This window comes from uncultured Corynebacterium sp., from assembly GCF_946998835.1.
Classification (GTDB): Bacteria; Actinomycetota; Actinomycetes; order Mycobacteriales; family Mycobacteriaceae; genus Corynebacterium.
Map to the genome: position 1 here is coordinate 163,931 of NZ_CAMQAZ010000001.1, position 7,297 is coordinate 171,227.

Consider the following 7,297-nt stretch of genomic DNA (forward strand, 5'->3'; position numbering starts at 1 on the left):
TAGTGGTTGGTTATTGACTTAGACATCCGCGCAGGATTAAACGCTCGACGTCGCCGATTGAGTTAAGCATCGGCAACTGTTTTGTCGTAGAGGCGCGGGAACCGTGAGTTGGGATCGTAGACTGCCTTGAGCTCGTCGGGCAGGTCATCGCCGTAGAGCTCTGCAAACTGCTCCGGCGAGTAGAAAGCCTCGGAATACAGTGATTTATGGCCACCCAATTCACTGACCTTTTCCTCGATTGCACGGTTAAAGGCTCCGGGCCGCGTATCACCGGGCACCAGATTTATCGGCACTGCTGACCAGAACCCAACATTGATCCAAGTGGTCTCAGAATCAAGCGGATACAGAGGCCACGGGCTGTCACTATCGGCTAGTTTGTCACCAGTCCCAACTAGCTCCTCCGAACCTTCCCGCAGATGGATTGGACACATCCACACCGGCTGAATATCGCAAGCGTCGAAGAACCACTCCAAAAACTCAGCCAGTCGGTCAACAGTGACTTCAATATCCTGAACGACGCGCTCGTTAGCTGGTAGCCCCTTCCGAGCCTTCATCTTGTTTTCAAGGTCATACTTCTTATCGAGCCCAACGAGCTTCCAATAGAAAGACGAACGCTTGAGCTCTCTCGGCCACATAGCCCGCACTGTCGGGTTCTGAGTTCCAAAAGCCCTGGAGCACCAGAACCAGTCAACATCCCAGCGCCAGATGTAATCGCGAATGGTGAGACGATCTCGGATAATTCCCGATGGATGCTGGAGCGAGCGGTAGTAAACCTTGTCCCGGGTGTAGTCCGAGACAGGACCTTCTTCCTCCGTCTTACGACCCAGCACAAGATAAATCTCATCCGGCGAGAACGCCACGCCGTCGAGAAAGTCAACGCGTTCCCCTTGGTATTCCTTCTGGGCGACAACGGCTGCGAACTTCTCAGCCGCCTCTGCCGTGGAATGGCACCGCACGTGCCTGAGCTCAACGTACGGCAGTACTTCTTCCAGCTCAATCTTCAGCCGCACGACATACCCGAGCGACCCATAGGAATTGGGAAAACCGCGGAACAGGTCAACATTTTCAGTGCGAGAGCAGGTAACTACCTCGCCAGTGCCGGTCAAAATATCCATTTCCAGGACCGATTCATGTGGCAGACCATTGCGAAACGCTGTGGACTCTACGCCCATGCCGGTGACTGCTCCGCCGAGGGTAATCGTCTTCAACTCAGGTACGACAAAGGGCATGAGCTCATAGGGCAAGGTGGCATCTACCAAGTCTTCATACGTGCACATTCCCTGCACATCGGCCGTCTTTGCAACAGGGTCCACGGCCACTACCCCACCGAGGCCACTGACATCGAGCCCAGGGACATCGGTTTCGCTGCGAGTCCGAAAGAGGTTCGATGTCCGCTTCGCCAACCGCACTCGCTTATCGACGGGAATAGATTGGAAACTCTCGAGGAGTTTCTGTACCCCTTGCTCATGTGCATACCAGCCCACCGGTTCAACACGGACCGGGTCAATCCCCCGCCCCGGTGCCAGCTTCGCTGCCACGGCAGTGAGCTTTCCGGCTAGACGAGGGACAGTGCCAACACCAGGAATCTGTTGATGAGCCATGAAAGCTACCGTAACCGCAGGTTTTGGGTGACTTCTATGCAAGTTGACGAATAGTTTTTCGCATCTTCGTGGGAAACCACCAAACTTTGCGTTCTCCGTGGAGAGCAATTCATCGCCCGAAAAGGGGATTTACCTCTATATCTATAACTTGCTATGGGTCGCCTTAGTGTCCAGTCGTCTTACCCTTTAAAAGGGGTGACAACCGAATGCGGTATGAAACAGAATTTCGTCATGTTCACTGCGGGCGAATGCTGATTCATTGCCTATACCCCATTGTCGGCGTATAGGTGGGGACATGTCTAAGAAGGTTATTGTCATTGGCGGCCACGGCAAGGTAGCACAAATCGCTACTCCCCTACTTATCAACGAAGGCTACGAAGTCACTTCGGTTATTCGTAACCCCGACCAGGTTCCGGATATCGAAGCTCTCGGTGCCACACCAGCCGTTTACGACATCACCAATCTCTCGACAGAGCAGTTTGCAGACCTACTTAGCGGTCACGATGCCGTAATTTGGTCTGCCGGCGCTGGCGGTGGTTCGTCAGAACGGACTTACGCAATCGACCGCGATGCCGCTATTACTTCAATCGGTGCGGCCAAGAAGGCTGGCGTTAAGCGCTACGTCATGGTGTCCTACTTTGGCGCTGGTCCGGATCACGGGGTTCCAGAGGATCACAGCTTCTTCGCCTATGCCGAGTCCAAGGCCGCAGCCGACGAAGCTCTGCGCGCGTCAGACCTCGAATGGACCATTCTCGGCCCAAGCACGCTTACCCTTGATGAGGGACAGGATTCCATCGACACTGCCGCAACTAAGGCAGGCAAGGTCGCTCGCGCGACCGTCGCCAACGTCATCGCTCAGACTGTATTCAACGACGCCACCGTTGGTCGGATGATCAACTTCAACGAGGGCAACACTCCGATTTCGGAGGCACTAAAAGCGTAAACGACTGCGGCGGTCAGTGTAGCCACGGGCTGCCAGCGACTTCGTACAAAGCAAAATCCTCCGGCACGACCGTGACGAACTAGCAAGCTGCTAGTAAGCCACAACTGTGCCGGAGGATTTTTCCGGTTGCCGCCCAACAGTTAGCGCACGAAGCCCCCAACTGCCAGGCGAGGTGCTTTGCCCGACAGCAGCCGGGGAATTCTCCCGCTCCCCAGCTGCCGCCACAAAGCTATTGATTTTTTACTCGAAGGTTCCGATGTCATCCAGCGGAACTGCGGAACCGACCTGATCGATGCCGTAGGTGTCCTCGGCACCGTAGAAGCCCTCGCCGAAGGAGGCGAATGGAGCGGCTGCCTGGCGGGCAGCTTCCTCAGTCGGCTCAACCGTGATGTTGCGGTAGCGCGAGATACCCGTACCAGCCGGGATCAGCTTACCGATGATCACGTTCTCCTTCAGGCCGATGAGCTTATCCGAGCGCTTGTTGATAGCGGCGTCGGTAAGCACACGCGTCGTCTCCTGGAAGGAGGCGGCAGACAGCCAGGACTCGGTGGCCAGCGATGCCTTGGTAATACCCATCAGCACGCGACGCCCCTCGATGACGTTGCCACCGGAGGCAACGATCTCGCGGTTCTTAGCCATGACCGTGGAGCGCTCGACCAGTGCACCTGGCAGCAGGTCGGAGTCGCCAGGCTTGGACACAATCACGCGGCGCAGCATCTGGCTGACGATAACCTCGATGTGCTTGTCGTGAATGGCCACACCCTGGTCACGGTAGACCGACTGGACTTCCTCAATCAGGTGACGCTGGACGCCACGGCGACCCAGGACCTCGAGGACCTCGTGCGGATCGGCAGCGCCCTTGAGCAGCTGCTGACCCTTGACCAGGTGATCGCCATCGCGGATGGCGCGACGACGGCCATCGACGGTGATCTCTGCCAGGCCCTGACGCTTGGACAGCTTGTCGTAGACGACCTCGTCCTCGCTGTTGGCATCCGGGATGAGGGTGAGCGTGTAGAAGTGCTCGTCCTCTTCCAGGCGCACGCGGCCGTTTTCGCGGACCAGCGGAGCCTTGTTCTTCGGCACGCGGGCCTCGAACAGCTCCTGGACACGCGGCAGACCACCGGTAATGTCGCCACCGACACCACCCTGGTGGAAGGTACGCATGGTCAGCTGGGTACCCGGCTCACCAATGGACTGTGCGGCGACAATACCGACAGCCTCTCCGATGTCGACCAGCTTGCCGGTTGCCATCGAGCGACCGTAGCACTTGGCACAGACACCAGTTGCAGTGGAACAGGTCAGGACCGAGCGGACCTTGACTTCCTTGACACCGTGGCTCAGAGCCAGGGTGATGTGGTCGTCGTTCAGGTCGGTGTCAGCCTCGATGAGGACATTGCCCTCAGCGTCGGTGACATCGGCTGCCAGCACACGAGCGATCGCGGCGGTTTCGACGTACTTCGCCCGACGAATCTCACCGGTCGGGTTGCCAGCTGCATCCAGCACGTCCTCGCCGATTTCGACAACGACACCGTCGTGGGTGCCACAGTCCTCTTCGCGAACGATGACGTCCTGCGCCACGTCGACCAGACGACGGGTCAGGTAACCCGAGTCAGCGGTACGCAGCGCGGTATCGGCCAGACCCTTACGGGAACCGTGCGAGTTGTTGAAGTACTCGAGAACGGACAGGCCTTCGCGGAAGGAGGTCTTAATCGGGCGGGTGATGTACTCACCACGTGGGTTCGTAACCATGCCCTTCATGCCGGCCAGCGAGTGAATCTGGCCCATATTACCGGCAGCACCCGACTTCACAATCATCGGAATCGGGTTGTCATCCGGGTACAGCGCCTCGACCTTTTCACCGACCTCAGCCGTCGCGGCCTTCCAGAGGTTCACCAGCGATTCGTGACGCTCAGCAGCCGAGAGCTTACCGCGGCGGAACTTCTTCTCCACCGTGGCGGCCTTCTCTTCGTAGCCGTTCAGGATCTCGCGCTTGTTCGGGAGAACCAGCACGTCAGACATCGCAATGGTGACACCAGAACGGGTCGCCCAGTAGAAGCCAGCATCCTTGAGCTTGTCGACGGTCTGAGCGACCGTAATCATCGGGTACTTGGCAGCCAAGTCGTTGATGATCGCAGCCTGCGGCTTCTTAGCCATAACGCCTTCGACGTATGGGTAGTTCCACGGCAGCAGCTCGTTGAACATAACGCGGCCCAGGGTGGTCGAAGCCAGCCAGGTGTCGCCCTTGTTCCAACCATCCGGGAACTGCTCGGCCTCAATCTCGGCCGGCGGACGCAGGTGGCTGATGCGAACCTTAATCGGGCTCTGCAGACCGATGGTACCGAGGTCGTAAGCCATGATGGCCTCGGCCGGGCTGGTGTAAATACCCTGCTCCGGTGCGTCCTCGGTGGCATCCTGGTGGCCGCCCGGCAGCTCCGGCTTCTCCAGCGTCAGGAAGTACAGGCCCGTGACCATATCCAGACGCGGCATAGCCAGCGGCTTACCGGATGCCGGCGACAGAATGTTGTTCGAGGACAGCATCAGGACGCGAGCCTCTGCCTGTGCTTCTGCGGACAGGGGCAGGTGGACTGCCATCTGGTCACCGTCGAAGTCGGCGTTGAAAGCTTCACATGCCAGCGGGTGCAGCTGAATAGCCTTACCCTCAACCAGCACCGGCTCGAAGGCCTGAATACCCAGGCGGTGCAGCGTAGGTGCACGGTTCAGCAGCACCGGGTGTCCGGTAATGACGTCTTCGAGGACGTCCCACACCTCTGCGCGCTGACGCTCAACCATGCGCTTTGCGCTCTTGATGTTCTGAGCGTAGCTCTTGGCCACGAGCTCCTTCATCACGAACGGCTTGAACAGTTCGAGAGCCATCAGCTTCGGCAGACCACACTGGTGCAGCTTCAGCTGCGGGCCGACGATAATAACCGAACGACCGGAGTAGTCCACACGCTTACCCAGCAGGTTCTGACGGAAACGACCCTGCTTACCCTTGAGCAGGTCGCTCAGGGACTTCAGCGGGCGGTTACCCGGACCAGTGACCGGACGGCCGCGACGACCGTTGTCGAACAGTGCGTCAACGGACTCCTGAAGCATGCGCTTCTCGTTGTTGACGATGATCTCCGGAGCGCCGAGGTCAATCATGCGCTTCAGGCGGTTGTTGCGGTTGATGACACGACGGTAGAGGTCGTTCAGGTCGGAGGTCGCAAAGCGGCCACCGTCGAGCTGGACCATCGGGCGCAGCTCCGGTGGGATCACCGGGATGCAGTCGAGCACCATAGCGGCCGGATCGTTGCCGGACTGCAGGAATGCAGTGACAACCTTCAGGCGCTTCAGGGCGCGCATCTTCTTTTGACCCTTGCCGTCGCGAATAATCTCGCGCAGCTCTTCGGCCTCCTTGGCCAGGTCGAAGTTGCGGATCAAGGTCTGAATAGCTTCAGCACCCATGCCGCCGGTGAAGTAGTCCTCGTAGCGGTCGACGAGCTCGGTGTAAATACCCTCGTCGATAATCATCTGCTTCGGTTCGAGCTTGATGAAGGTGTTCCAAATCTCGTCGAGACGATCCAGTTCACGCTGGGCACGCTCACGGATGTGGCGCATCTCGCGCTCGGCTGCAGACTGAACCTTCTTGCGGGCGTCGGCCTTGGCACCGGCGGCCTCCAGCTCAGCCAGATCCTCTTCCAGAGTCTGGGCACGCTCGGCCAGCTCCTGGTCGCGGTCGTCCTCAACCAGCTTCTTGTCCACGAGCATGTCTGCTTCGAGGGTTTCCTGGTCGTTGTGGCGAGCCTCTTCATCCACGGAAGTGATGATGTTGGCTGCGAAGTAGATGATCTTTTCCAGATCCTTCGGAGCCAAGTCGAGCAGGTAGCCGAGGCGGGACGGCACACCCTTGAAGTACCAGATGTGAGTAACCGGAGCGGCCAGCTCAATGTGGCCCATGCGCTCACGGCGAACCTTCGACTTGGTCACCTCAACGCCACAGCGTTCACAGATGATGCCCTTGAAGCGAACGCGCTTGTACTTACCACAAGCACACTCCCAGTCACGGGTCGGGCCGAAGATACGCTCACAGAAAAGGCCATCCTTTTCCGGCTTCAGCGTACGGTAGTTAATCGTCTCGGGCTTCTTGACCTCACCGCGAGACCAGCGGCGGATGTCGTCGGCGGTAGCGAGCCCAATCCGGAGCTCGTCAAAGTTGTTGACGTCGAGCACCTGTTTTCCCTTTCCCTCCGCATCGAAGTAATGCGGAAACCAAATTCTCTGCGGAGGTTTTTGTACGTTGTCGTCTGTGTTGGGTTATTCGCGAGTTAGGGCTTCCCGACCCTGATACTCACGCAATGTTTCGTCGTTAAGCGAGAAACTATGCGGAGTCAGCGTCGGAACGCTCATCGCGGGACAGGTTAATGCCGAGGGACGCGGTCGCGTGGTCGAGTTCCTCATCGTCAGAGGAGCCCAACTCAACCGGAACGCCGTCGGCCGAAAGGACCTCAACGTTCAGGCAGAGCGACTGCAATTCCTTCAGAAGCACCTTGAACGACTCCGGAATACCCGGATCCGGAATGTTGTCGCCCTTCACAATTGCCTCGTAGACCTTGACGCGGCCAACCACGTCATCGGACTTGATGGTGAGCAGCTCCTGCAGGGTGTAGGCAGCGCCGTATGCCTGCATTGCCCACACCTCCATCTCGCCGAAGCGCTGGCCACCGAACTGGGCCTTACCACCCAGCGGCTGCTGGGTAATCATGGAGTACGG

Annotated in this window: 3 protein-coding genes and 1 pseudogene; 1 reads left to right on the plus strand and 3 read right to left on the minus strand. The window is 58.5% G+C overall.

From position 1 onward, the window contains the following. Positions 1 to 62: 62 nt before the first annotated feature. Entirely contained in the window at positions 63 to 1,601 is a 1,539-nt protein-coding gene (locus tag Q0U90_RS00750; protein ID WP_297450133.1) for an FAD-binding oxidoreductase, read from the minus strand. Between the two features lie 295 nt (positions 1,602 to 1,896). Here Q0U90_RS00750 and Q0U90_RS00755 point away from each other — a divergent pair, with 295 nt between their 5' ends. Further along, entirely contained in the window at positions 1,897 to 2,544 is a 648-nt protein-coding gene (locus Q0U90_RS00755) for an SDR family oxidoreductase (protein WP_297450136.1), read from the plus strand. 240 nt (positions 2,545 to 2,784) lie between these two features. On the opposite strand, the gene Q0U90_RS00760 is transcribed toward Q0U90_RS00755, so the two are convergent. After that, the gene (locus Q0U90_RS00760; RefSeq protein WP_297450138.1) at positions 2,785 to 6,756 is read right to left on the minus strand and encodes a DNA-directed RNA polymerase subunit beta'; all 3,972 of its coding nucleotides are present in this window, start codon (positions 6,754 to 6,756) and stop codon (positions 2,785 to 2,787) included. Between the two features lie 148 nt (positions 6,757 to 6,904). Then, positions 6,905 to 7,297 (minus strand): annotated as a pseudogene (locus tag Q0U90_RS00765) (DNA-directed RNA polymerase subunit beta); the annotation flags it as partial.